Genomic DNA, 19,736 nt, shown 5'->3' on the forward strand with positions numbered 1-19,736 from the left:
ACTATAGTTAGTATAGTTAGATATCAGTATTAAAAATAACACCAATCAAGATTTAAAAATTCCTCTAGAGGCCATGACGCATCTAACAACCTCTTTCTATTTCAAAAAACCCTCATAACGGTAACCATATAAACATATCCGATCCTTCATGAAGGTCATCCCTCGTATTATTCAAAGAATTAACATTACTGCCTGCTTGTGGATCAATTATTATCTCAACTATATATGTAACCCCAGATGATAAAGAGATACAAAATGCGCCTACTAATCACATCATTTTTTTTGCAAAAACGATAACAGCTGCTTATATTTACAATTCAAGGAAACCAGTTAGTTCCTATAGAAAAAATAAATCCAGATTCCAACAATTTACATTAGAAACAGAACAAACTATTATGAAGAAGTAAGCATATTTTTAAAATTTATAAAGATGCAACCCATTATTTGTGACAATCGCATAAAATCTTTTCCCCCCTTACAATCAGCAATTATTGGTATGGGGTTTTCAAAGAAAGCATCTGCTATTGAATTATTTCAAACCTTAAATAAATTCTTGCAAGAACATCAATATCAAGCAACGGATATTGCTTTACCTGCATTTAAACAAAATGATCTGAATATTCACGAGTTAAAAAAATTAACATCGACACCTATTTATCTAATTTCCACAAAAATACTGATTGATTTACAGCCTAAATGCAGCCATTTTTCAGAAGCTTCTTATCGTCACACTGGCCTTGGAGCTGTGGCAGAGGCTTGTGTCTTGGCACTTATGAATAAAAATGATCGTTTACTGATCCCTAAAATCATTTATAACAAATTTACCATTTCCGTTGCTGTAAAAGGTTAAAAATTTCTATGACTGTTCATTTTATTGGTGCAGGCCCTGGGGCTGCAGACCTATTAACCCTTAGAGGGTATAAAATCCTGTCTGAATGCAAAATCTGCTTATACGCCGGATCAATTATTCCCAAGGAAATGTTATCTTTTTGTCCTGCAAATGCCACATTAATTGATACTGCGGCACTGGACCTTGATCAAATCGAGGCAGAATATATTAAAGCCCACCAAGCAGGTTTGGATATAGCACGTCTGCATTCTGGTGATTTATCCTTATATAGTGCAGTTGCTGAACAAATCCGTCGTTTGAAAAAAAATCGTATCCCTTATACCTTGACCCCTGGTGTCCCTGCTTTTTCTGCAGCAGCATCCATCATCGAAAAAGAATTAACCATACCCGAGGTTGCGCAATCTATTGTTTTAACCCGTATTTCTGGGCGTGCCTCCACAATGCCGGAAAAAGAAAAACTGGAAACCTACGCACAAACAGGGACCACGTTAATTTTACATTTGGCCATTCATCGTCTTGATGAAATTGTCGAACGATTAGTGCCCTATTATGGCAAAACGTGCCCTATTGTCGTTGCTGCGCGCGTTACTTGGCCCAACGAACATATTTTACAAGGGACATTGGAAACCATTATCCAACAATTACAACGAAATCCCATTGAGCGCACCGCCTTGATTATGGTTGGCCCTGCATTATCTAACGAGCATTCACAAGAAAGTGCCTTGTACCGCCCCAACTATCATCGCCGTTTTAAGGAATACTAATATAAAAGGACATTATGAGTTATGCCGATCGATTTTATATTTTTTACATAGAACCTAACGTAAATATAACACTTCAAATTGACTACGAAGCCACACTATTTACAATGACAAGGCTGTAAATCACATACAACCTTGTCACTATTACCAATATTTACGAAACTTTTTTAAATAGAAAATCGTAATTTACTGTTTCTTTGAAATATTTAGGTAAAGTTGAAACAACCTGAATGCGTAATGTATACGTATCTTCCGTCATCAAATCTAAGTCAAGAGGCAAATATGCACATCCTTTTGTCCATCGATATTGGATGCCTTGGCCTTCCAAACCGTACCAACCAACCACATTATTGTTCGCCAAATGATAATCAATTGATACTTCGCGACCACTTGAAGAAATTAGTTGAACAGACCCTACTGCAACGCCTAGTTTTCGGCGATCATCAACAAAGCTGCCAAATATTTCCTCTGGTTTAGAGACATACGACATAATACTGACGAATTCTGTAGGCCTGTTCAAAGAGAAACTGTAAACCTGATCCTGAATATCGATAGGATTCACAATCTGCCCATCATCCAAACAAAGATATAGGTTTGGCATATCGTTCTCTTCTAGGTTTTTTTCAATACATTTTGAAAAACCTAAATCGACTGCACGTTGGTGAAAACGTTTCCAAATAGGTTCAACAAACGAAGCATCAGTGCAAAGCTCTGCTACGGCTTCAGATTGCCATTTATCTGCTTGATAAACTGACGAAACGTTTTCACAACCTTCAAACGTATATCGATTTCCTGTATCAAGATAGCTTTCAACAGGGACATTTTCCGCAAATATAATTTGATGCTTTGCACATTCCACATGCCAAACGGTATAGGATTGCATTTCAAAATCATAAGTTATACTTGTACCATTCACCAACATACGTGCAGGAACAAGTTTATCATCAACGTATAAACAATGTTCTGCTGTCACCCTCAAATCTCTGCAAGGTATATTGTCTGCAAGAGCGTCTTTCTTTATTAAAACCAAATGATCTTCTTTTTTACTGAACTGATTTAATCGTTTGAATTTATGTCCAACCCATGTAACAGCTCGTGCACCATCCTTGGTTTTTATCATATCCCCTCTTTGGAGAGTCTCGATTGGTTTAACCCCATCAATTGTTTGGATCAACGTTCCTTCATTAAAGCAAACCAGGATTTCATAAGAAACAACATTACCTGATCCATCTGTAATTGGGATATAATATAACTGCCCATGTACGTCCATTTTCAAATTAAGGACTGCTGTTTCACCTGCATCATTAATGAAATTTATTTTTACATAGGCGTTGCTATTAGCGGCTGAGCCTTCAGGACTTTGATTGAAAAATTGAACTGTATCAATTTGAAATCCATTTAAATTTTCCAATAAAATATTGCCATGATCAGCATCAAACCCCTGAATAGCAAGAAGATAGGTTAATTCTTTACCTGCTGTTAATTGTAGGTTTCCGATAGTCAGCCTTGTATCCTTATCCCCGTTGGAAAAATTAACCGTTGAATTATAAATACCTCCTACCGCATTATAAAAATTAGGATCATTATTGACAACGGTTTTTGTATTTGGATCTTTATAATAAACTGTTGCAGCACCTGGGAAATAAGATCCCGACTTGTTTACTGTTGCCAACAATACGTCTTTGTCAATAGTCAGTGAAGAACCTTTGCCTAAGTTAAAAGTCGTGCTATTTATTGATGACGTTGCTCCAATAAGATTGAATGTTGATCCATCCCCCACTTGAACAGTTGTCTTATTAAGACTGTTTTGGTTAAGTGAACCAGAAAAATTAACAGTGCTATTAATCCCCGTATCCCATGTGGGAATGGTGAAATTAAACCCTGCTTCGACATTAATCGTCACGTTAGATGTGCCAGCATCAACATAAAACTGATTATTACTTCCCCATTGACTAGTAGCATTTGTACCGCCTACTAGAGACTGAACTGATTTTTTACCCTCGAAAGTTCCGTAGACAGGGCTATTCATCGAAGAAAGATGATTGTTTTGAAAATTAATTGTACTATTAGAAGCTACATAAATCTTATTTTGGTCAGAAACAGTATAAGATTGACCAAAAGTTAACGTACTATTCTCTGACAAAAAGAATACATTATTCGTATAAACAGGTATACCAACAAAGGTCTTGCCTAATCCAGGGAGATCGGTGCCAAGGCTTAAATTAACGTTGGTATTATTACCTAATGTTAATATATTTCCAGAAAAATCATAAGCATTGATACTTCCCGAACCTTTGTCCGTATAGTAACTTGTATCTAAAACGAATTTAAATTCTGAATTATTGCCAAGGTCAACCCTATTGTTGGTAAAGCCGGCTCGAATTTGCCCATAAGAAGTACTGTTTATTCCACCATAATAATTGGTTATCTGAAACGTCGAACCATCATGCAAATCAAAACCATTTTGGTTAATTGTTAAGAATTTTCCAAAAACTAAGTGAACAGGTTTATTTGTAAAACTGAATGAATTATTTACTATATTTTGGGGGGTAGCTGATTGTACGCTCTGAGCACTGTTCCCCCATCCCGTAAAACTCAATTTTATTGGGTCGGTAGCGTCATCATCGTACATGAATATTGTGTCTTGAATGCTTTGCACAGCTCCAGACTGACTGGAAACCAGATTATAATTTGTATTTTCTGATAACAAAACTTCAGGAAGCGTAGGCAAATTTGACGCTGGTGCAATCACGCCTGCAATCGCAGTATCCGTGTCGAATACACTTTCATCAACAGGAAAATCGGCGTCTCCAGTATTTATAATCAATTTGTTTATTTCTTCAGCCATATTTTTAAAACCTAGACTATTAACTTTATTAATAATATTAAAACACCAAAACAATTTGAATTGTTAATAATAACCAACAATTCATTACAAAATCGAAATATATTTTAAGTAATTATTAATAATTTATTTAGGTATAAAAATATTAATTTTATCTTTTAGTCAATAGTTATGTTTTTTTAAAAATTATACTTTTATTAATTTATCTTTATAGATTTATTAACTATGAGACCTGGCAACAATGGATTTAATCTGAACGTGCGTACAAAATAAGTAACCGCTTGAAACAAATTAACTTAACCGTTATCAATAAAACATTATTCAAATATGTAAGTTGTATTATAAGTAAAACTTATAGATATTACGCACGTCCGTGGCATACACCATTGCGATCAAAAAGCAGTATATCCAACTGCATATTCACAGGGAAAAGAGCTTCTTTTACCTGTTCAAGTGCTTTTTGAGCAATAAAATCTGCAAGTTTAATTTTATGCTGACACAGCGAAAAAACTTGAGCTGTTGTATTAACATTAATAATCTTTTCAACTAAATCATCGCTGCCCCCAAGTTGCTTAACCCACTGTGACAACAAAACAAAATCAACAGAAGATCGTTTTGAATGTAAATCAAAATGCCCTTGCGCTAGTTTAGTCATCTTTGCCACCCCACCAGCCAAAGTTAAACGCCGAACAGGATGTGTTTTTAGGTATTTTAATACCCCGCCGATAAAATCACCCATTTCAATAAAAGCACTTTCTGGCAATGGATATAACTGCCGAGCCGCAGTTTCAGATACATTTCCCGTGGAGGCGACCAAATGATCGATTCCCGCAGCACGGGCAACATCTATCCCACGATGAATGCTGGCAATCCATGCCGCACAAGAAAATGGTACAACGATCCCAGTCGTCCCTAAAATAGATAATCCTCCTATGATCCCAAGCCTTGGATTCATCGTTTTTTGTGCTAATTGCTGCCCATTGGGAACGCTAATCATAACTTCGATATCTGGATTGGGAATGACTTCTGATAATGCTCGAATAATCATCTGTCTGGGCACAGGATTAATTGCAGGTTCACCAACAGGCAAAGGTAATCCAGCTTTTGTTACCACCCCTACCCCAGGACCTGCTTTAAAGACCACCCCTGACCCCGTTGTAATTTTGGTGATTTTCACAGTAATTTCAGCATTGTGAGTTACGTCAGGGTCATCCCCTGCGTCTTTAATCACAGAGGCAATAGCACAATTTTTATTAATAATTTCTTGCCTTTGAATTTGGAAGATAACTTTTTTACCCTGTGGCAAGGTAATCTCTACCCAATTTGTAAAAAAACCATTATGTAATGCTATATATGCAGCTTTCGCCGCAGCAGCTGCACAAGCACCCGTTGTCCATCCATAACGCAATCTTTTACTATCTTGTACCACCATTTAGGATCCTTTCACTATCAAACTATGACCTATTCTGATCAAAACGCAAAGGGGTTCATCATCGCTGCCCCCAAATCCTCCAGTGGCAAGACAACCCTTACTTTGGGATTGCTAACAGCATTAAGACGCCAAAACATTAATGTTCGTGCTGCAAAATCAGGGCCCGACTACATTGACCCAGCTTTTCACAAGGTAGCAACACAAAAAACCTCGTTCAACCTTGATAGTTGGGCCATGCCACACACGTTACTGGATAATCTTTTTATTAAAACCATACAAGATTCGGAATTAACTATCATTGAATCTTCAATGGGGTTTTTCGATGGTATTGAAACCCAAGATGGACAACGCGGATGTGGTGCCGATTTGGCTATACGGTATCATTTACCTGTCATTTTAGTTATAGACATTACAGGGCAAGCCCAGTCCGCAGCAGCCACAGCTTATGGTTTTGCCACCATTCATCCTGATATCCACGTCAAAGGGGTAATTTTTAATAATGTTGCCTCGCCCAGACATCATGCCAGTACAGAAGCCGCTTTTAAACGTATTGGGATCCCTGTCTTGGGATCTATCCCACGGGATCCATCATTACATTTACCCACACGCCATTTAGGATTAATTCAAGCCAAAGAACATCCTGACTTGGACAAACATTTAAATTATTTGGCTGATATTATTGAAAAACACGTCAATATCGAAGCATTATTATCGCTGCACAGCCCTTTGACCTTGCCCCATTTTAATCAAAATATCGTTGCTATCCCGCCACCTGGACAACGAATTGCCATTGCCAAAGATATTGCTTTTAGCTTTATATATCCACACCTCCTTGATGGATGGCGGCAACAAGGCGCTTCCTTACATTTTTTTTCCCCTATGGATAATATGCCACCACCTCATGATTGTGATTGTTGTTGGCTGCCAGGGGGATATCCCGAACTATATGCAGGGCAATTGGCAAATGCAGATCGCTTTATTAAAGGATTACAATTATTTGCCCAACACAAAGCTGTGCATGGTGAATGTGGGGGATATATGGTCATGGGGCAAAGACTAATTGATAAAGATGGTATTTCCCATAATATGACTGGATTGCTAAGCCATAGTTGTAGTTATGAAAACCGCAAGATTCATTTGGGATATCGTCGTGCCACTATTACCCATCAAGGACATTGCCATATCATTCACGGTCATGAATTTCACTATGCAACGGTTATTGACCCTGGCAACGATCTTCCTTATGCTGAGCTCAGCGATGGTACAGGTAATCCCATCGGTCCCGAAGGGGGACGGCGCCATTTAAGCACAGGCTGTTTTTTCCATAGTATTGCAGTACAACCATGAAACAATTTAAATCTATTCAACATCTTAGACAAGCATGCACAGAAATTCCTTCCAAAGATGATGACGCTGCTCAAGCAACGTATAATCATCAAAAGACACTTCTTAAACCCCCTGGCAGTCTAGGCGAGCTTGAAAACTTGGTGGCATGGTTAGCTTCATGGCAAAGGAAAACAACACCGACACTAAATCGTGTCTGTATTATTGTTTTTGCTGGCAATCATGGGGTAACAGAAGAAAATGTTACGCCTTATGATCCCGTCATTACCCAGATGATGATCAATCAGATGAACCAAGGGCATGCCGCCATTAATCAACTGGCTAATACTGCCAACGCAGAATTACGAATTATCCCCGTACATGATCTGAAGCCAACTCAAAATATTTGTAAATACCCCGCCATGAGCGAAGAAGAATTCTTGAAAGCTGTAGAGACTGGTTACAATGCAGTTACCCCCAATATCGACTTACTTTGTCTAGGAGAAGTCGGAATCGGAAACACAACCATCGCAGCAGCCTTAAGTGCTGCCCTTTTCGGAGGGGATGGTGCGCAATGGGTCAGTAAAGGCACCAGTACTGGTGCAGACCATGTTGCTAATAAACAAAATGCCGTTAACAGTGCCTTGGCTTTGCACAAAGACATTTTAGAGGATCCCCTAGAAGTTTGCCGTCACTTAGGGGGGTATGAACATGCAGCATTATTAGGGGCAGCCCTCGCCGCCCGTCATTTAAATATTCCTGTTATTCTTGATGGTTTTGTTTGTACCAGTGCCGTTGCTGCATTACAAAGATTAAATCCTACTGGACTTGATCATACAAAGATTAGTCATCTGTCCGCAGAAAAAGGACATTTATTGTTAGCTGGAAATTTAAACCTTTATCCCTTGGTCGCCTTTAACATGCGCCTAGGAGAAGGATCAGGAGCGGCCTTAGTTATTCCTATTTTTCAAGGGGCCTTGGCTTGTTATACAGGTATGAGCCGTTATAAAGATGCTGGTCTTCCTCCAAACCAAGGATCGTGAGCCATTTTACGTAAAATTCACGCCGATCTCTACTGTGGAATTTCTTTTTTCTCGCGCCTTCCTGTGGGTTGGTTATATCGGCCAGATTTTCCTTTTTCTTTTGCCAGAGCTGTATGGACATGGCCAGTTGTGGGGTTATTGCTGGGAGTAATTGCAGCCTTTTTCTTTGTTGTTCTTATCCATATTGGATTATCACCTTGGATTGTTGCTTTTGCTACCCTTGGCTTTCAATTATTGATTACTGGGGGTTTGCACGAGGACGGATTGGCCGATACAGCCGACGGACTGGGGGGAGGCAAAGATAAAGAACATAAACTCTCTATCATGCGAGATAGCCGTTTGGGCAGTTACGGGGCATTAACCCTAATAATCATCTTGGGCCTACAAGCCAGCGCATTAGCTGATTTAACCAAGCATATTGTACACGCCACTGAAACGATCATTCTGAGCGCCATATTATCTCGATGCACAATTATTATTCCAATTTATTATGGTAACCCTGCACGTAATAACGGGATGGCAACTCAATTATCTGCTGTTCCTAAACCTGCTGTTTTTTCCAATCTTATAATCTGTGCGATAGTTCCCTTTTTTATATATCCTTGGCATTTTGCTTTCATAACGGTTCTTTGCTGCGCAATTATTGGATGGGGTATGAGCATCTTGGCCTGTCGTCACATTAATGGATACACAGGGGATATTTTGGGGGCAACACAAACACTTACCGCAACAACGATACTAATCTTGGGCAGTTTATTTTCTTAGTCATAAAAATTAAAAATTTCTAATGCACCAAAATCTGGCAACGGACCCAGCAGTTCAACCTGCTGGTTTTGGACAATTTGTCGCAGTAAACGAAGTGGACCACCGTGAGAAACGATTAATATGTTCTGTCGTAATTGCTTGATCTCGTCCCACACCTCGGTAACACGCTTTAAAAGAGCCTGCCCATTTTCACCCCCTGGTATTTGCCACCCCCAAGGATCCTTTGCCCATTCATCAATTAATTCTTTTGGTAAATGATCCCATAGTTTGCCCTCCCACTCTCCAAAATCGAATTCCAACAATCTTGCATCCGACTGATATGATATCTGATAACGCTTGGCAAATTCACGGGTTAAATCAAAACAGCGCAAGGCAGGGGAAGAAAAAATATGATCTACATGAAAACCATTAGGTAAAACAGCATAATCTTGCCACGATTCTTGCAAGGGAACATCTGAATGCCCGTAGCACAATCCTTTGGGTACATTAACAGGAGGATGACGAATTAACCCAATTTGAAACATTTAGCCTCTGATAACTTGATAGTAAACAGATCAATCTGACCTAACTTAATCACTGCTACGCCACAATTTTATCTTCATAACACTAATTATTCATAATCAAATCGCTCTTTGTCTTCTTGTTCTTCACGCTTACGTTCCGTCTTACTCCAACGTCCGACTAAAACGTCCCATAATGAAAAGAAAATGGAGAACATTATCAACAATGCTAAACAAACAGATAAAAGGATCATTGCAGCAGCCACGTTTTTAGTCCCCTTTTATTTAACAATCATTGATTTCAGTATTATACCATAACAGGCATAAATTATATCTTCATCACAATCAATTTATTTGAAGGATATATTAATTTCAAAAACATGTCTAATTTACACCGCTTCTTATAAAACTATTATTTGATTATCAAATAATTTGACTTGATGTAGAAATTGAGAATATTAAGATTTATTTCCTAACAAATAAGACAAAATATCATGGCACAAGCAGTTCGTATTAAAAATAAAACCTCTGGTATGATCAAAAATGGATATGTTGGTTACAGCTGGACCTATCTATTTTTTGGTTGGTTTGTCCCCCTTTTTCGTGGGGAAATAGGTATTGCTATTTTACATTTTATTGTATCATTTCTGACTTGCGGATTGTGGCAAATCATTTTTAGTTTTCTATATAATAAACAATATATGACCCGCATGCTGGGCCAAGAGGGATGGGAACTGGCCGATAGTGAAGAGTTAAATGCACTGGCACGTCAAAAACTAAAAATAATCGATCCTGCTTCTTAATGACTGCGAATTTTAATAAATATTACTTATTAAAGGGTTCTATTGAACCCTTTACTCTTTCGTGGTGCCTTATTTATTTTCAGGAAGTTGCTCTGATATATATGGGGGCAAAGCAAATGCAGCAAGCTGTACTTCAGGGGACCAATAGCGTGTTTTATTTAAAAGATTGGCTTTAACCGCACGCTCTTTTATCACTTCTACAGTCTGATAGATTTTATTTTGCCCTTTACCAGCTATACCCAATGTCATAAATCCCCCAACATATGTGGGAACCGCAGCGACATATGCAGAAACATAATCAAAAAATTTAGAACGACGTAAACTGGTTTCACGTAACTCGTCAGCCTGCATAAAAGGCACCCCACATTGATTGACGATTAACCCATTCTTGGTCAATATACGCGCAGAGTTTTTATAAAATTCGTCTGTAAATAAAACTTCACCAACACCAATAGGATCAGTACTATCAACGATAATAACATCGAAACTTTCACTGGGGGCATCGACAACATACTGAATCCCATCACCGATAATCAATTCTGCACGTGGATCATCCCAACAAGCACCTGAAATATCAGGCATAAATTGCTTAGCTAACGCAACTACTTCCCCATCAATTTCAACCATGGTTGCCTTTTCAACCTCGGGATGTTGCAAAACGCGCCGTAATACCCCACCATCACCAGCACCAATAATTAAAACCCGCTTGGCATGACCATGAATAAACAAAGGAACATGGGTTAACATTTCTTGATAAACAAATTCATCTTTTTCTGAAATCTGCGTAACCCCATCCAACAAAAGCACACGGCCATAAAATTCGTTTTCGATAATCTGGATATCTTGATATTCAGATTTTTTATGAACCAATTCTTTATCCACACGAAAACGTTGCTGCCAAGCGTCATAAAGTGTTTCATTAACCCAATTTTTAGACATTCGATCTGACCCCATTAATTCTCTTTAAATGCAAAAAAGCCGGACAATAAAAACTGTCCAGCTTTGATTGATCTTGCGTAAGTTCATCAATATCAAACTTACAGATTCTCTCTACCGCGTCTTTGTTCATCCAAAACGATTCGTTCTGGTTTAAAGAAACGCTGTAAAACAGGAATAGACGTGTATGGATCACATGACCCACACATGAAAATATCTAACGCGGCAAAATTACGTTCTGGCCACGTATGAATTGAAATATGGCTTTCTGCCAATACGACAACGCCAGAAACCCCACCATTAGGAGAGAAATGATGGAAATGACTGTGCAAAATCGTTGCACCAGCAACAACCGCCGCCTCTCGCAGGACACGATCTATTTCCTCTGGGTTATCAAGACTGGTTGCATCCCACAAATCCACAAGCAAATGTGTACCTGCGAAACGCATACCGTCTCGTTCAATAAAATAATCTTTCCGATCCTCAATATTTTCATGAAGATCAGCCGAAACCTGGTTATTTCTCGGATTTTCCGAGACCATCCCCAGTTGAGCAAGTGCGTTCATCACGTACCCCTTAACCAGTAGACGGCCTGTTGGGCAAATGCCCCCTTGGGCCAAAGAAGAGCGAAAAATTAGAACATATCTATTACAATCAAAAAAATTCTACTTTTTATCGCTAACGAATATTAAAAATAAATCTTTTAACTAAATACATTCCATACAATAACGACAACGCGTTAAACTAGAGCTACTATATGACCCCATCTCTAATGAATCTCAAGTTTTTTTTTAAAATTTTCAAAAAAAAATTTTTTTCTCGCTAAAATCGATCTGATTTTATGCCATTAATTATACTTAATTTAACATATATTATAAAGAATTTGCACATTTTACATTTTTCGCTTGGCGTAATCGATAGTTGATATTATAACGCTAACCATCTGAAAATAAGAAAATTTTCAATTCCATGTGCAAAAATAGGTGCATAATGAGTACGTTACCATTAGATCCAGACTATAAGCCTTCTGATGACGAAGAATTTATGAACCCTCGTCAACAGGAATACTTTAAACAGAAACTAGAGAAATGGCGCGATTCACTTTTACAAAACTCAACTGAGGCGCTTAATCATCTTTCAGAAGATCGTCCAACGGATATTGATCTTAATGACCGTGCTAGTTCTGAAACAGATCGTGCCCTAGAGTTACGCACCCATGATCGTGCAAGAAAGCTGCTAAATAAAATTGATCATGCCCTTCGCAAAATCGAGGAAGGAAGCTATGGATATTGTGAAGCAACAGGCGAACCCATCAGTCTTAAAAGACTAGAAGCAAGACCAGTGGCTACCTTGTCCATCGAAGCACAAGAACAACATGAAAGAAAAGAGAAAATATACAGAGATGATCTGCCTGTAGACTAATTTCCACAATGCTCTTTGACGAAAGAGCATTGCTTTTACTTTCTATATTACATATTATCTAACAAGCGCACTGATCCCAATCTTGCTGCAGTGATTAGACGTGAATCGTGTTTCCATTCTGATATTTCATGCAAGGATGAACCATCTACTGCTGCAAAATAATCAACCTCAAATCCTTCTTTTGTTAATTCTTCAACAGCCTGTTTCAATACGTCACAAATGTTTTTTCCAGACTGTATATGTTGATGACTTTGTTTTAAAACTTTATATAATAATGCTGCTTTTTGTTGTTCTTCTCTAGACAAAAAACGGTTCCTTGATGATTTGGCTAAACCATCATCTTCACGCACAGTTGGAACACCAAAAACTGAAATCGGTATTCCTAAATCAGCAACCATTCTTCTGATCACTTGTAGTTGTTGCCAATCTTTTTCACCAAAACAAGCAAGGTTTGGTTTTATCAAAGAAAATAAGCGGTATACAACAGTTGCAACCCCTGAAAAATGTCCAGGACGTTTTGCACCCTCCCATAACAATGCAGGTCCATCAACGACAATATGTGTTGCAAAATTTTGAGGATAAATATCACCAGCTCTGGGCAACCATACTAAATCAACATCATGCTGTTTTAATAAATTAATATCTTGATCTTCAGTTTTTGGGTATCTTACGAAGTCTTCGGGTTGATCGAATTGTAACTCGTTAATGAAAATCGTAACAATACAGTAATGCGCTAACTCTTTGGACCGCTTAATCAACGCCAAATGCCCTTCGTGCAAAGCCCCCATGGTGGGTACCAACGCTATAGAATACTCTTTTAAAGAACTTCTGGCCTGTAAAAATTCTTGTAAGTTACGAGCGACAATCATTTAGATAAACCCTAATTTTAATAAAATATTGTGTAAAAAAGATCATACTGCGAAAGTTTCAAAAACAAACCTTAAAAGTAAAAAGTTTAATTTACAATTAAAGAGCATTTTATACATAAGTGTCTAAAAGCAACAGCTCATTAACAATTCAAACAGAACAACAAGAAAAATGATTTTAAAAAAAGATAAATTCACCTAAGAATAACACAACATTTATTATTTTTTAGGATGGTTTACTTAAAATGATTCGCAAATTATCCCCACTTTTTTTGCTAGGCTTCCTTGCAGCCTGTGGTGGCGCAAATAACCAAACCCAGCGTGTTGTCTATAATGCTGAAGGACAAAAAACCATTCAACAAGGGCCGGTCTATAACGATCGTGTGCCCGATTTTGCCATCCGTAATTACGAACCTTTCACAAGACAGGAGACAGTTGCATTGGCTTTACGCGAATGGCGTTTATTCAACCAACCCATCGCCGATTATGACCCTTTGCAACATCCAGAACCCACATCGCCCGACTTTAAAGCAGAACGTGCGCCTGGCCTATGGCAGCGTATCGGCGAATATTGGTGGGTTGGGATGGATCCCAGCATGAAAGAGGCCAGCTATACTGGCAAGCATAATTCTAATGGCACTGTTTTTGATTTTAGAACAGACGGGCATTATGCATGGTCTGCTGCTTTCATTTCTTATATTATGCGAATTGCAGGGGCAAATGATCGTTTCCCCTATTCACCCAATCATGCAACCTATATCAATGCATCAGCCTCTGGCACCTCTCCTATCTTAAGGGCTCAGGATCCAGCATCTTATGCCCCTCAGTTGGGGGATCTGATCTGTACTGCTAGAGGGAAAAATAGAAACAGCATACGCTTTTCCAGCCTTCCTACGGGTTATATGTTCCCAGCACATTGCGGTATTGTTGTAAATACTAACCAAAATGCAGAACCTTTTGGACATCAACTCAGCATTATTGGGGGAAACGTGGATGATTCCGTTGCACTAACCCACGTCCCAACCGATGTAACAGGAAAAATAGCCAGTCCCGAAGGGGCAAGTTACGATTCTCGTTATCCATGGTGTGTCGTTATTCAAGTTTTATACGAAGCAGATACAACCCCACCATCAGATCGTTAAAACAAACTATAGCCGAGTATAGGGAAGTTGCTCGGCTAACCATCCTGCTATTTTGCCCGTTTTGCCGTCAATATCACTGGGCCCTTCAAATCCATCTTTAACATTAATCACAGTTGCAAACCCTGCCTGTTGTGCCAATTGTGCCGACATCATGCTACGTTTACCTGAACGACAAATAAAATATAAGGAATGTTTAGGTGTTATACCAGCCTCTTGCAGCTGAGAAACAAAATCCCTATTTCGTTCCCCTTGAATAGTTTGTAAACTAACCTTTACCACTTGCTTTCCAATCGAGGCCAATTCTGGATATCCAACTTGCGCCCATTCCTCTGGGGTACGGACATCAATTAATACAGCATTACCATCATTTTTTAGGTTTTCCCAGGTTTCCTTAGGTGTTTTTTCGTCAATCATTTTATCTTTCCTTCTTTGTATTTTCATAAATCATGCAATATATTATCATAATGGTAACTTAATACAGATTTCATGACACTCTTAATAATTAATCATAATGCGCATAATTTTTCGACGTTCAACCCAAAACCAATTCACGACAATTTTTACACTGTGGCAAGACACTGTAAAAGCTACTCATTCTTTTTTATTCCCCAGCGATTTTAATGCCATTGAACAAGAGGTGTATTCCTTTCTTTCAAAAACACCCGTGACGATTGCTGTCAATGAACATGATGTCATTACTGGCTTTATGCTTTTAGACCATGCCCATCTTGAAGCATTATTTATTCACCCTGATTTTCATAATTTGGGTATTGGACGAAAAACGATTAACCATGTCTTACAAAAAACGCCCTTATCCCCTTTTATATCTCAAATATACATCCCGCAAGGGGCTTCAATCCTAATTAAAGTATATGGCCAATGGAATCTTCAGCACATCTTTTAATCGTAGACGACGACCATGAAATCGTTGACCTGCTTTCCCAATTTTTAAAACGTCACCACTTTAAGATCAGCTTTGCCTATAATGGTGAAGAAACACGTCAAGTATGGAAAAATCACACTTTTGATTTGGTGATCTTGGACCTGATGTTACCCAAAGAAAGCGGTTTTGAAATTGCTCATTGGTTAAGAAAACAAGAAGATGTTCCCATCATTATGTTAACAGCAATGGGTGACGAAGCAGATCGTATTATTGGCCTTGAATTGGGGGCTGATGATTATTTGGCAAAACCCTTTAATCCACGAGAATTATTGGCCCGCATTCACTCTGTTTTACATCGCTCTCGTAGACAGATTATTTCAGAAAATGCTGGGCAAACAAAAATTGTACAGTTTGGAAATTGGACATTAAACCTTACCACTCGACAATTATTAAATATAGAAAAAACAGAAATATCCTTAACGGGAAAGGAATATGATTTGTTACTGGCGTTAATCGAACATGCCCCACAAGTTGTAACCCGCGAAACTCTTTCTGATATCTTATATGGACACGAATTACCACCGCTGGATCGCACCATTGATGTAACGCTTAGTCGTTTGAGGCGCAAACTACAAGATGATGGCAGACAGTCACAAATTATCAAAACTGTTCATCGTGGCGGTTATGTTTTGGCCTTACCAGTACGATATGTCTAAATTTTTTCAAGAAAAATGGCGTTTTTTCCCTGCTTCTCTTGCAGCAAGAACTGCAACATTACTAATCGTTGGCATGGGATTGATTGAAGTATGTGGTTTGCTGATCCATACAATGGATCGACTTGATTTTGATCGAATAACCCAAGAACAAGAAGCTGCAAACCGTGCCACCGCCATCTATCGTGATATTTCAGAGGTAGATAGTAAAGATCGTATTGATGAAATTGATGACCTTGACCCTATCCATGGCTTTACCATTTTTTTATCTTCGAAACCTGATTTACAAAAAATACAACCTAGATCTCAAAAACTAGAACAAACCGTATCCCATCTGCTTACAACTGTTTTATTTCCCCCCGAACTGCGGCCTCTTAAAATTATTGCTGCTTCTAATCGTCGTACTCACAAAAGTGCCATCGCCTTTCAATTACCTGACGACAAACAATGGCTGAATATTACGTATACGCTTTCTTCCCCTAACCCCTTTAATTCCGCAACATTTCCGATTGCCTTTTTTGTCATGGCAACCGCAACAGGATTGTTAACCTTGTGGGGGGTGCGCAGATTAATCGCCCCTGTTGGCACATTAGCCGCCGCCGCCGAGCGTCTGGGACAAGACGTTAATGCACCTCCACTTCCTGAAACAGGTCCAATAGAAGTTGCACGGGCAGCGCGAGCCTTTAACAATATGGCCCATCGTATTAATCGTTTTGTTAATGATCGTACACAGTTGCTGTTGGCCATTGGGCATGATCTGAGAACACCAATTACTCGTTTAAAATTAAGATCAGAATTTATTGACGATCCAACATTACAGCGTAAATTCATCGCTGATCTCGACGAACTGGAAAGCATGATCAATGCAACCCTTGCCTTTGGTAAAGACAGCGCCCGTCATGAACCTATAATTTCGCTGGATTTGACCACTTTAATTCAGACCCTGATTGATGAGTTACAAGAAACACATCCAGAACACGCTGATCGTATTATTTTATGCGAGCCAATTCCCCACATTATTATCAAAGGTCGTCCCATAAATCTAAAGCGTGCATTGCAAAATTTGATGGAAAATGCTCTAAAATATGGAGGGAATGTCTCTGTCACCTTAGAAGTGGATACAACCCATAATTACGATTTTCACAATGATAAACGCATCAATATTTTAATCGAAGATGACGGCCCTGGTATAGAAGAAGACTCCTTGGACTATGTATTTGAACCATTTGTGCGTATGGAAACTAGTCGCAACCGAACCACTGGTGGTACGGGCTTGGGATTATCAATTACTCGTAATATTTTACGCGGCCAAGGTGGAGATATTATATTATATAATCGATCCCCCCATGGCTTATGCGCCAAAGTTACACTGGTTGGATAAACCTCTTTACTTTAGGAAAATCTTGCATTCACTGGCAAAAAATGGCACAGCATAAACATGCGTGTTCCAGTTTAGGTTTTGCCATGTTAAGACGTTTATATGATCGTGCCTTACAATTAGCTGCCAGTCGCTATGCAACCTTATGGTTGGCTATTATTGCATTCTCTGAAGCTAGCTTTTTCCCCATCCCCCCAGATGCACTATTATGTCCCATGATTTTAGCAAAACGCGCCAAAGCTTGGTTTTATGCGACCGTCTGCACAATATCTAGCGTTTTAGGGGGCTTGCTGGGTTGGATTATAGGGGCATTTTTATTGCAATATATTGCCATGCCGATTGTCCACTTTTATCACGCCGAGGGGCAACTACTGGCTCTACAACAAAAATTTAACGAATATGGTGTTTGGATCATTTTGATCAAAGGGCTAACCCCCATCCCGTTTAAATTTGTAACCATAGCATCTGGGGCTGCTCATTTCTCGCTAATTCCTTTTATGACAGCAAGCTTGATTACACGAGGTGTTAGATTTTTCATTGAAGCAGCATTGCTTTATAAATTTGGTCCACCTATTCAAGATTTTATTGAAAAACGCATGATCTGGGTTGCAACAGCCTTTTGCCTATTAATCATTGGTGGCATTTTTGCGTTAAAATATATTTAAATTCAACGTGTAATATAACGCTTATTTTTTCTGATATTGATCAAAAATAGATAAGCGTCTCAATCCTTTAACTAATCAATTATTTGGCACTCGTTTTATTTTTAAGCTTTTTTGCAAAGCACGTGTGTAATCTTTCAATTGTGTATCAGACAACACAAAACCAACAGCACCATAACCAGGATGCTGAAAAGCCAATAGAGTACCGTTCACATTATTATCTCTTTGTACTGCCCACTTTGTTTGATAAGCAGGCTTGATATGAGCCCCCGTAATTTCAGGCAATTTTTGCCCCTCTGCCATTGCCCACCTAACAGTACCTAAAACCCGAATCAAATCTTCTAATTCTGCTTGGTTTAACTCAAGAGGTTTTTCTTCAATTTTACCATCTTTGAAAGTAAGCGTAATTTTTTTTCGATCCTCAGATATTTTGATATTAATATCAGTACTCATAACACCCTCTACTTTTTGTTCTCTATTTATTAATTAACTTTTATTATAAATCCAAAATAAAATCATTATTAATCGTTTACTTGTCCTTTCCCACCCCATATCCACCACGATGGATAACGCTCAGACAATAATTTAGCAGCCTGTACAGCCTGTGCTTTACTTTCAAATATCCCAAAACAAGTTGCCCCAGAACCACTCATTCTGGAAAAACGACAAAAAGGCAATACTTTGATTGCATCCAACACTGTCAGAATTTCTGGTTTTAATGAACATGCTGCATCTTGTAAATCATTAGATAATGTTAATAAATTTTGAATAAATTTCTCGAAATCTAATTGTCCATTTAAAACAGCACGGTCAGAAAATACGGGATCTCTTCTACGAAAAATATCAGCAGTGGGAACCGCCTCCCCATGATTAACTAAGACCATTCCAAAATCAGGGATTATTGGAAATTTTGACAATTGCTCACCAATACCCTCCATTCGCTGGGCAACAGGTGTCATACATACAGGAACATCAGCCCCCAATTGCAACGCCATATCCGTCATAACAGCAGCAGGAATTTCTAAATTCCAATAGCGTGTTAATAATCGTAAAGCGGCTGCCCCATCAGCAGATCCCCCTCCAATTCCCGAAGCAACAGGTAGCATTTTTTCCAAATGAAGCTGTACAGGGGGTAAATCCATACCTATATAGGTGCTTAATCGATGGGCCGCTTTAATGATTAAGTTATTGTCAGTCGCTTCATTTTTTAAGGGGCCAGAAAACGGTCCTGTAATGTCTAAAGCAACCCATGTTTTTTGATCTTCGTCTGCAGCTTGAACTGTTAATTTATCACCTATTTCTGGAAAAACTGCCAAACTATCTAATAAATGATAACCGTCCGCCCGTTTTCCTGTAACATGTAAATATAAATTAATCTTTGCGTATGCGTTTTCTTCCATGATCAATGACAT

The 19,736-nt window shown here is 38.7% G+C and carries 22 protein-coding genes; 12 read left to right on the forward strand and 10 right to left on the reverse strand.

The genetic code is table 11. The annotated features are described in order from the left end of the window. Positions 1-430: 430 nt before the first annotated feature. Together QJV27_RS06055 and cobM are read left to right on the forward strand one after the other, a co-directional pair. A complete protein-coding gene (locus QJV27_RS06055) occupies positions 431-850 on the forward strand; it encodes a cobalamin biosynthesis protein (RefSeq protein WP_281448054.1) in 420 nt (139 codons plus the stop codon). 8 nt (positions 851-858) lie between these two features. Then, entirely contained in the window at positions 859-1,614 is a 756-nt protein-coding gene (gene cobM / locus QJV27_RS06060; protein ID WP_281448055.1) for a precorrin-4 C(11)-methyltransferase, read from the forward strand. A 151-nt stretch (positions 1,615-1,765) separates the two neighbouring features. Here cobM and QJV27_RS06065 read toward each other — a convergent pair whose 3' ends face one another. Next, positions 1,766-4,459, reverse strand: a complete 2,694-nt coding sequence (locus tag QJV27_RS06065; protein ID WP_281448056.1) for a Hint domain-containing protein — start codon at positions 4,457-4,459, stop codon at positions 1,766-1,768. A gap of 358 nt (positions 4,460-4,817) precedes the next feature. Then, positions 4,818-5,885, reverse strand: a complete 1,068-nt coding sequence (locus tag QJV27_RS06070) for a cobalt-precorrin-5B (C(1))-methyltransferase (protein ID WP_281448981.1) — start codon at positions 5,883-5,885, stop codon at positions 4,818-4,820. Positions 5,886-5,912: 27 nt separating this feature from the next. Here QJV27_RS06070 and QJV27_RS06075 point away from each other — a divergent pair, with 27 nt between their 5' ends. The 3 genes from QJV27_RS06075 to cobS are packed head-to-tail and all read left to right on the forward strand — an operon-like array spanning position 5,913 to position 9,019. Continuing rightward, on the forward strand, positions 5,913-7,235 hold the full coding sequence (locus tag QJV27_RS06075) for a cobyrinate a,c-diamide synthase (protein WP_281448057.1): 1,323 nt from the start codon (positions 5,913-5,915) through the stop codon (positions 7,233-7,235). After that, the gene (locus QJV27_RS06080) at positions 7,232-8,254 is read left to right on the forward strand and encodes a nicotinate-nucleotide--dimethylbenzimidazole phosphoribosyltransferase (RefSeq protein ID WP_281448058.1); all 1,023 of its coding nucleotides are present in this window, start codon (positions 7,232-7,234) and stop codon (positions 8,252-8,254) included. The genes QJV27_RS06075 and QJV27_RS06080 overlap by 4 nt, the downstream gene beginning before the upstream one ends. A gap of 39 nt (positions 8,255-8,293) precedes the next feature. After that, the gene (gene cobS, locus QJV27_RS06085) at positions 8,294-9,019 is read left to right on the forward strand and encodes an adenosylcobinamide-GDP ribazoletransferase (RefSeq protein WP_281448982.1); all 726 of its coding nucleotides are present in this window, start codon (positions 8,294-8,296) and stop codon (positions 9,017-9,019) included. Here the strand turns inward: cobS and QJV27_RS06090 are convergent. Both QJV27_RS06090 and QJV27_RS06095 read right to left on the reverse strand, forming a co-directional pair. Continuing rightward, positions 9,016-9,543: a histidine phosphatase family protein gene (locus tag QJV27_RS06090; RefSeq protein ID WP_281448059.1), complete on the reverse strand. Its 528-nt coding sequence runs from the start codon at positions 9,541-9,543 to the stop codon at positions 9,016-9,018. The two genes, cobS and QJV27_RS06090, sit on opposite strands and share 4 nt — an antisense overlap. An 86-nt stretch (positions 9,544-9,629) precedes the next feature. Next, on the reverse strand, positions 9,630-9,773 hold the full coding sequence (locus tag QJV27_RS06095) for a hypothetical protein (RefSeq protein ID WP_281448060.1): 144 nt from the start codon (positions 9,771-9,773) through the stop codon (positions 9,630-9,632). 240 nt (positions 9,774-10,013) lie between these two features. On the opposite strand from QJV27_RS06095, the gene QJV27_RS06100 reads away from it, so the two are divergent. Beyond that, a complete protein-coding gene (locus tag QJV27_RS06100) occupies positions 10,014-10,322 on the forward strand; it encodes a hypothetical protein (RefSeq protein WP_281448061.1) in 309 nt (102 codons plus the stop codon). A 69-nt stretch (positions 10,323-10,391) separates the two neighbouring features. Here QJV27_RS06100 and speE read toward each other — a convergent pair whose 3' ends face one another. Both speE and speD read right to left on the reverse strand, forming a co-directional pair. Then, complete coding sequence (speE, locus tag QJV27_RS06105) at positions 10,392-11,261, reverse strand: polyamine aminopropyltransferase (RefSeq protein ID WP_281448062.1); 870 nt, start codon at positions 11,259-11,261, stop codon at positions 10,392-10,394. Between the two features lie 98 nt (positions 11,262-11,359). Beyond that, positions 11,360-11,824, reverse strand: coding sequence for an adenosylmethionine decarboxylase (gene speD, locus QJV27_RS06110; RefSeq protein WP_281448063.1), 465 nt, complete (start codon positions 11,822-11,824; stop codon positions 11,360-11,362). A gap of 424 nt (positions 11,825-12,248) precedes the next feature. Here speD and dksA point away from each other — a divergent pair, with 424 nt between their 5' ends. Then, on the forward strand, positions 12,249-12,680 hold the full coding sequence (gene dksA, locus QJV27_RS06115) for an RNA polymerase-binding protein DksA (protein WP_281448064.1): 432 nt from the start codon (positions 12,249-12,251) through the stop codon (positions 12,678-12,680). Between the two features lie 47 nt (positions 12,681-12,727). Here dksA and panC read toward each other — a convergent pair whose 3' ends face one another. Then, positions 12,728-13,549: a pantoate--beta-alanine ligase gene (panC, locus tag QJV27_RS06120; protein ID WP_281448065.1), complete on the reverse strand. Its 822-nt coding sequence runs from the start codon at positions 13,547-13,549 to the stop codon at positions 12,728-12,730. A 242-nt stretch (positions 13,550-13,791) separates the two neighbouring features. Between panC and QJV27_RS06125 the strand changes: the two genes are divergently transcribed. Next, the gene (locus QJV27_RS06125; protein WP_281448066.1) at positions 13,792-14,688 is read left to right on the forward strand and encodes a DUF2272 domain-containing protein; all 897 of its coding nucleotides are present in this window, start codon (positions 13,792-13,794) and stop codon (positions 14,686-14,688) included. 6 nt (positions 14,689-14,694) lie between these two features. Here the strand turns inward: QJV27_RS06125 and QJV27_RS06130 are convergent, their stop codons facing one another. Further along, positions 14,695-15,102 (reverse strand): rhodanese-like domain-containing protein, encoded by a 408-nt coding sequence (locus tag QJV27_RS06130; protein WP_281448067.1) that lies wholly within the window; start codon positions 15,100-15,102, stop codon positions 14,695-14,697. Between the two features lie 97 nt (positions 15,103-15,199). On the opposite strand from QJV27_RS06130, the gene QJV27_RS06135 reads away from it, so the two are divergent. From QJV27_RS06135 to QJV27_RS06150, 4 genes are all read left to right on the forward strand, one after another. Beyond that, a complete protein-coding gene (locus QJV27_RS06135) occupies positions 15,200-15,592 on the forward strand; it encodes a GNAT family N-acetyltransferase (protein WP_281448068.1) in 393 nt (130 codons plus the stop codon). Beyond that, complete coding sequence (locus QJV27_RS06140; protein WP_281448069.1) at positions 15,568-16,287, forward strand: response regulator; 720 nt, start codon at positions 15,568-15,570, stop codon at positions 16,285-16,287. Before QJV27_RS06135 ends, QJV27_RS06140 begins: the two co-directional genes overlap by 25 nt. Next, complete coding sequence (locus tag QJV27_RS06145; protein WP_281448070.1) at positions 16,280-17,665, forward strand: ATP-binding protein; 1,386 nt, start codon at positions 16,280-16,282, stop codon at positions 17,663-17,665. The genes QJV27_RS06140 and QJV27_RS06145 overlap by 8 nt, the downstream gene beginning before the upstream one ends. A gap of 83 nt (positions 17,666-17,748) precedes the next feature. Beyond that, on the forward strand, positions 17,749-18,327 hold the full coding sequence (locus tag QJV27_RS06150) for a YqaA family protein (protein ID WP_281448983.1): 579 nt from the start codon (positions 17,749-17,751) through the stop codon (positions 18,325-18,327). Positions 18,328-18,402: 75 nt separating this feature from the next. Here the strand turns inward: QJV27_RS06150 and QJV27_RS06155 are convergent, their stop codons facing one another. Both QJV27_RS06155 and QJV27_RS06160 read right to left on the reverse strand, forming a co-directional pair. Then, positions 18,403-18,777: a hypothetical protein gene (locus QJV27_RS06155; RefSeq protein ID WP_281448071.1), complete on the reverse strand. Its 375-nt coding sequence runs from the start codon at positions 18,775-18,777 to the stop codon at positions 18,403-18,405. A gap of 68 nt (positions 18,778-18,845) precedes the next feature. Beyond that, positions 18,846-19,736: a 4-(cytidine 5'-diphospho)-2-C-methyl-D-erythritol kinase gene (locus QJV27_RS06160; protein ID WP_281448072.1), complete on the reverse strand. Its 891-nt coding sequence runs from the start codon at positions 19,734-19,736 to the stop codon at positions 18,846-18,848.

The sequence above is a fragment of the Commensalibacter oyaizuii genome (assembly GCF_029953265.1).
GTDB classification, from domain to species: Bacteria; Pseudomonadota; Alphaproteobacteria; order Acetobacterales; family Acetobacteraceae; genus Commensalibacter; species Commensalibacter oyaizuii.

Bases quoted from the DNA above. Each gene is read 5' to 3' on its own strand.
- QJV27_RS06055 (WP_281448054.1), top strand. From the start codon at position 431: ATGCAACCCATTATTTGTGACAATCGCATAAAATCTTTTCCCCCCTTA.
- cobM (WP_281448055.1), top strand. From the start codon at position 859: ATGACTGTTCATTTTATTGGTGCAGGCCCTGGGGCTGCAGACCTATTA.
- QJV27_RS06065 (WP_281448056.1), bottom strand. From the start codon at position 4,459: ATGGCTGAAGAAATAAACAAATTGATTATAAATACTGGAGACGCCGAT.
- QJV27_RS06075 (WP_281448057.1), top strand. From the start codon at position 5,913: ATGACCTATTCTGATCAAAACGCAAAGGGGTTCATCATCGCTGCCCCC.
- QJV27_RS06080 (WP_281448058.1), top strand. From the start codon at position 7,232: ATGAAACAATTTAAATCTATTCAACATCTTAGACAAGCATGCACAGAA.
- QJV27_RS06090 (WP_281448059.1), bottom strand. From the start codon at position 9,543: ATGTTTCAAATTGGGTTAATTCGTCATCCTCCTGTTAATGTACCCAAA.
- QJV27_RS06095 (WP_281448060.1), bottom strand. From the start codon at position 9,773: ATGATCCTTTTATCTGTTTGTTTAGCATTGTTGATAATGTTCTCCATT.
- QJV27_RS06100 (WP_281448061.1), top strand. From the start codon at position 10,014: ATGGCACAAGCAGTTCGTATTAAAAATAAAACCTCTGGTATGATCAAA.
- speE (WP_281448062.1), bottom strand. From the start codon at position 11,261: ATGTCTAAAAATTGGGTTAATGAAACACTTTATGACGCTTGGCAGCAA.
- speD (WP_281448063.1), bottom strand. From the start codon at position 11,824: ATGAACGCACTTGCTCAACTGGGGATGGTCTCGGAAAATCCGAGAAAT.
- dksA (WP_281448064.1), top strand. From the start codon at position 12,249: ATGAGTACGTTACCATTAGATCCAGACTATAAGCCTTCTGATGACGAA.
- panC (WP_281448065.1), bottom strand. From the start codon at position 13,549: ATGATTGTCGCTCGTAACTTACAAGAATTTTTACAGGCCAGAAGTTCT.
- QJV27_RS06125 (WP_281448066.1), top strand. From the start codon at position 13,792: ATGATTCGCAAATTATCCCCACTTTTTTTGCTAGGCTTCCTTGCAGCC.
- QJV27_RS06130 (WP_281448067.1), bottom strand. From the start codon at position 15,102: ATGATTGACGAAAAAACACCTAAGGAAACCTGGGAAAACCTAAAAAAT.
- QJV27_RS06135 (WP_281448068.1), top strand. From the start codon at position 15,200: ATGCGCATAATTTTTCGACGTTCAACCCAAAACCAATTCACGACAATT.
- QJV27_RS06140 (WP_281448069.1), top strand. From the start codon at position 15,568: ATGGAATCTTCAGCACATCTTTTAATCGTAGACGACGACCATGAAATC.
- QJV27_RS06145 (WP_281448070.1), top strand. From the start codon at position 16,280: ATGTCTAAATTTTTTCAAGAAAAATGGCGTTTTTTCCCTGCTTCTCTT.
- QJV27_RS06150 (WP_281448983.1), top strand. From the start codon at position 17,749: ATGTTAAGACGTTTATATGATCGTGCCTTACAATTAGCTGCCAGTCGC.
- QJV27_RS06155 (WP_281448071.1), bottom strand. From the start codon at position 18,777: ATGAGTACTGATATTAATATCAAAATATCTGAGGATCGAAAAAAAATT.
- QJV27_RS06160 (WP_281448072.1), bottom strand. From the start codon at position 19,736: ATGTCATTGATCATGGAAGAAAACGCATACGCAAAGATTAATTTATAT.